Source organism: Sphingopyxis sp. (assembly GCF_050725655.1).
Lineage (GTDB): Bacteria > Pseudomonadota > Alphaproteobacteria > Sphingomonadales > Sphingomonadaceae > Sphingopyxis.
The window spans coordinates 1-5,028 of the sequence record NZ_JBOHHT010000052.1; the positions used below are offsets into that span (position 1 = coordinate 1).

General features: G+C 64.2%; 4 protein-coding genes. 2 read left to right on the top strand and 2 right to left on the bottom strand.

The window, feature by feature from the left end; genetic code table 11:
* Positions 1 to 107: 107 nt before the first annotated feature.
* Positions 108 to 1,694: a phosphoglycerate dehydrogenase gene (gene serA, locus ACREBX_RS06780; protein WP_431560993.1), complete on the bottom strand. Its 1,587-nt coding sequence runs from the start codon at positions 1,692 to 1,694 to the stop codon at positions 108 to 110.
* Between the two features lie 105 nt (positions 1,695 to 1,799).
* On the bottom strand, positions 1,800 to 2,924 hold the full coding sequence (locus tag ACREBX_RS06785) for a phosphoserine transaminase (RefSeq protein ID WP_431560994.1): 1,125 nt from the start codon (positions 2,922 to 2,924) through the stop codon (positions 1,800 to 1,802).
* Between the two features lie 171 nt (positions 2,925 to 3,095).
* On the opposite strand from ACREBX_RS06785, the gene ACREBX_RS06790 reads away from it, so the two are divergent.
* Positions 3,096 to 3,797, top strand: coding sequence for an extensin family protein (locus tag ACREBX_RS06790; RefSeq protein ID WP_431560995.1), 702 nt, complete (start codon positions 3,096 to 3,098; stop codon positions 3,795 to 3,797).
* 231 nt (positions 3,798 to 4,028) lie between these two features.
* On the top strand, positions 4,029 to 4,904 hold the full coding sequence (locus ACREBX_RS06795; protein WP_431560996.1) for an LOG family protein: 876 nt from the start codon (positions 4,029 to 4,031) through the stop codon (positions 4,902 to 4,904).
* Positions 4,905 to 5,028 lie beyond the last annotated feature (124 nt).

Below are 5,028 nucleotides of genomic sequence, written 5' to 3' on the forward strand. Positions count from 1 at the left end.
GTGGGGGCCATGGCCTTGCGCAAGGCCGATCACCCCCACCCGCTGCGACTAAGCCAGCAAGCTGGCAAGTCTCGCTGCCCTCCCCTGAAGGAGAGGGCGTGTTTACGTCAAAACTTCAAACCCTTCACCGTCTTCACGCCGGGGAGCTGACACAGCTGCCACAACAATGGCTCGGGCATCGGCGAATCGAGCGACAACAACAGCACCGCTTCGCCCCCCGCGGCGCGGCGGCCGAGGTGGAAGGTGCCGATGTTGAGCCCCGCTTCGCCGAGCGCGGTGCCGATGCGGCCGATGAAGCCCGGCGCGTCCTCGTTGACGATGTAGAGCATATGGCCGTCGAGATCGGCCTCGACCTTGATCCCGAACATCTCGACGAGGCGCGGATCGCCGTTGCTGAACAGCGTGCCGGCGACCGAGCGGTCGCCGTCGCTGGTCGCGACGGTGACGCGGACGAGCGTGTGGTAATCGCCGTCGCGGTCGTGGCGAACCTCACGCACGTCGAGCCCGCGTTCGCGCGCGAGATGCGGGGCGTTGACCATGTTCACGCTGTCCGAATAACGGCGCATCAGGCCGGTGAGCACCGCGGCGGTGATCGGCTTGAGGTTGAGCTCAGCCGCCGCGCCCTCGACCTCGACCGAGATGGTGGTGAGATTGTCGTGCGCGAGCTGGCCGACGAGGCTGCCGAGTTTCTCGGCGAGCTCCATATAGGGGCGAAGTTTCGGTGCTTCCTCGGCCGACAGGCTCGGGACGTTGAGCGCGTTGGTGATGCCGCCGGTGAGCAGATAATCGCTGATCTGCTCGGCAACCTGGATCGCGACATTGACCTGCGCCTCGTCGGTCGACGCGCCGAGGTGCGGGGTGCAGATGAAGTTCGGCGCGCCGAACAGCGGATGATCGGCGGGCGGAGGCTCAGCCACGAACACGTCGAGCGCGGCGCCCGCGACCTGGCCGCTTTCGAGCGCGTCCTTGAGCGCCGCTTCGTCGATCAGTCCGCCGCGTGCGCAGTTGATGATGCGCACGCCCTTCTTCGCCTTGGCGATATTCTCGGCCGACAGGATGTTGCGCGTCTGGTCGGTCAGCGGCGTGTGCAGCGTGATGAAATCGGCCTTGGCGAGCAAGGTGTCGAGATCGGCCTTTTCGACGCCGAGCTCTATCGCGCGCTCGGGGGTCAGGAAGGGATCGAAGGCGACGACCTTCATGCGCAGGCCCAGCGCGCGCTCGGCGACGATGCTGCCGATATTGCCGCAACCGATCAGGCCGAGCGTCTTCGAGGTCAGCTCGACGCCCATGAAGTCATTCTTCGGCCATTTGCCCGCCTGGGTTCCGGCGTTGGCTTCGGGAATCTGGCGCGCGAGCGCGAACATCATCGCGACCGCATGTTCGGCGGTGGTGATGCTGTTGCCGAAGGGCGTGTTCATCACGATGACGCCCTTCTTCGACGCCTCCGGAATGTCGACATTGTCGACGCCGATCCCGGCGCGGCCGACGACCTTCAGGTTCGTCGCGGCGGCGAGGACGTCGGCGGTCACCTTGGTGGCCGAACGGATTGCGAGGCCGTCATAGTCGCCGATCATCGCGATCAGCTCGTCCTTGGTCTTGCCGGTAATCTCGTCGACCTGGATGCCGCGCTCCTTGAAGATCGCGGCGGCTTTGGGGTCCATTTTATCGGAAATCAGAACTTTGGGTTGGGTCATGAAATTATACCTTCTGTGTGCTCCCGCGAAGGCGGGAGCCCAGCTCCCGGTGTCGCGATACGAAACGGCAGGTGATGGGTCCCCGCCTTCGCGGGGACACACGAATTACTTGAGCGAGGCGTAGGCCCAGTCGAGCCACGGGCCGAGCGCTTCGACATCGGCGGTGTCGACGGTCGCGCCGCACCAGATGCGTAGGCCCGGAGGCGCGTCGCGATAGCCCGCTATGTCGTACGCTGCGCCTTCGGCATCGAGCAGCCCGGCGAACTTCTTGATGAAGCCCTCATCGGCGCCCGCAACCGACAGGCAGACCGAGGTCTTCGACCGGCTGGCGGGGTCGGCGGCGAGGTGGCTCAGCCACTCGCGCTCCGAAACGATCTTGTCGAGCGCGGCGGCGTTCGCATCGCTGCGCGCCTTCAGGCCGTCGAGACCGCCGAGCGACTTCGCCCATTCGAGCGCGAAGATCGCGTCCTCTACGGCGAGCATCGACGGGGTGTTGATCGTCTCGCCCTTGAACACGCCCTCGGCGAGTGCGCCCTTGCTGACGAGGCGAAAAACCTTCGGCAGCGGCCATGCGGGGGTGTGGTTCTCGAGGCGTTCGACCGCGCGCGGGCCGAGGATCAGGACGCCATGGCCGCCTTCGCCGCCGAGCACTTTCTGCCAGCTGAAGGTCGCGACGTCGATCTTGTCCCACGGCAGGTCATAAGCGAACACCGCCGAAGTCGCATCGGCGAAGCTCAGGCCCTCACGGTCGTCGGCGATCCAGTCGCCGTTCGGAACGCGGACGCCGCTGGTGGTGCCGTTCCAGGTGAACAGTACATCGTTCGACCAGTCGACCTGCGTCAGATCGGGAAGCGCGCCATAATCGGCGCGGATGACCGTGGGATCGAGTTTCAGCTGCTTGACGGCATCGGTGACCCAGCCTTCGCCGAAGCTCTCCCAAGCGAGCGTCGTGACTGGCTTCGCGCCGAGCATCGTCCACATCGCCATCTCGAAAGCGCCGGTGTCGGAGCCCGGAACGATGCCGATGCGATGCGTGTCGGGGAGTTGCAGCATCTCGCGCATCAGGTCGATGCAATATTGGAGACGCGTCTTGCCGATCTTGGCGCGGTGCGAGCGGCCCAGCACATCGGTAGCGATTTTGGAGGCATCCCATCCGGGCGGCTTTGCGCAGGGGCCGGAGGAGAAATAGGGGCGCGCAGGGCGCAATATTGGCGTCGGCACTTCAGTCATTTTAGTCTCTCCTTGCAGAGAGCTCGCGCGGCGTTGGGACCGCGTGGCCCGGCGCCGCCTTTAGGGTCGGGTGCGCAACTGTCAAACAAATTGCATGGACCGCGCGAAATTTTCGACGAGTGGAGGAAAAGGTATACAGCTTGTTAACCATTTCGTCGGTAATTTGACGGCATGCCGATCCCGACTTTCTTGAAGCCCCGGATCCTGATCGCGGCCAGCGCGGCGCTGGCACTGTCCGCCTGTTTTGGCGCGCCCGAGGTGATGAAGAATGGCAGCGGGAAACGCCCGGCGGCGAGCAAGCCGAACCGACCGCAAGCCGTCGGCACGCCTTCCTTCACCAGCGCCGAAGCGCAGCAATGCGCCTTCGATCTCAAACAGGCCGGCGTCCGCTTCACGCCGCTCCCGAACCAGGATCATGGCGGCGGCTGCACCTCGATCGATTCGGTAAAGCTGCTCGACATCGGCACCCCGGTGTCGGGGCTCGGCGCGATGACCTGCCCGCTCGCGAAGAATTTCGCCGCATGGGTACAATATGCCGTGAAGCCCGCAGCGCGGAAATATCTCGGGCAGGAGGTCGTGAAGATCGAGACCTTCGGAACCTACAGCTGCCGCAACATCTATGGCGGCCGATCGGGCCGGATGTCGCAGCATGCCTTTTCGAATGCGATCGACGTATCGGGCTTCCTGCTCGCCGATGGCCGCCGCGTCATGCTCGACGGCGGCTGGACCGGCGACAAGCCGTCGCAGGAATTCCTTCGCGCGCTTCACAAATCGGGCTGTCGCCGCTTCGGCACCGTGCTCGGTCCCGATTACAATGCGGCGCATTATAATCACTTCCATTTCGACATGAGCGGCAACGGCTATTGCCGCTAACCTCCTTCTCCCTTGATGGGAGAAGGATACGAAGCCTTATCGCAAAGCGATTAGGCGGAGTTGGATGAGGGTGACGGTGCGTCCCTCGGCTTTCGTTTCAGGCCGAGAGATCACCCCCACCGCTGCGACTAAGCCAGCAAGCTGGCAAGTCTCACGGCCTCCCCCATCAAGGGGGAGGATCGACAGGGTGGCGACTTGGCAAAGTCACGCGAAACGGGTAGCCGCTCGCTAATGGCAGAAGATAAACAACCCCATCGCTCGCGTTTCCACAAAGCCAAGGACGACGCGCAATTCGCCAAACAGGCGGTCTCGACCCCGCAGACGCAAAGCCCGGCCTATCGGCTGGCGTTCCAGGATACCGAGTTCCTGCTGCGCGAAGATCTGCGCCCCGTGCGTTTCCAGCTCGAACTGCTCAAACCCGAACTGATGCTCGACGAGGCGAAGATCGAGTCGATGCTCGTCATCTATGGCTCGGCGCGCATTCCCTCGCCCGAAACAGCGCAGTCCGTGCTCGATGCGGCGCGCACGCCCGAGGAAAGCCGGATCGCCGAGCGCCTCGCGGCCAAGGCGCGCTATTATGAAGAGGCGCGCAAGCTGGCGCGGATCGCGAGCCAGGTGCCGCCCGATGAAAATGGCTGCCGTAACTTCGTCGTCTGTTCGGGCGGCGGGCCGTCGATCATGGAAGCCGCGAATCGCGGCGCCGACGACGAGGGCAAGGAATCGGTCGGGCTCAACATCGTGTTGCCGCACGAGCAGGCGCCGAACCGCTATGTCACCCCCGACCTCAGCTTCCAGTTCCACTATTTCGCGCTGCGCAAGATGCACTTTCTGCTTCGCGCGCGCGCCGTCTGTGTGTTCCCGGGCGGGTTCGGGACGTTCGACGAGACGTTCGAACTGCTCACGCTGATCCAGACCGGCAAGATCAAGCCGATCCCGATCGTGCTGTTCAGCGAGGAATTCTGGACCCGTGTCGTCAATTTCGACGCGCTGGTCGAGGAGGGCGTGATCAGCCAGCGCGACCTGTCGCTGTTCCACTTCGTCGAAACCGCCGAAGAGGCGTGGAAGATCATCCAGGATTTCTACGGCAACGTGCAGAACCCGAACTGAAAGTGTTTCCTCCCTGTCGCGAAGCGATGGGGAGGTGGCAGCGGCGCAGCCGATGACGGAGGGGGCTAATGGCGCGATGTCGCGGCCCCTCCACCACCGCTTAGCGGCGGTCCCCCTCCCCATC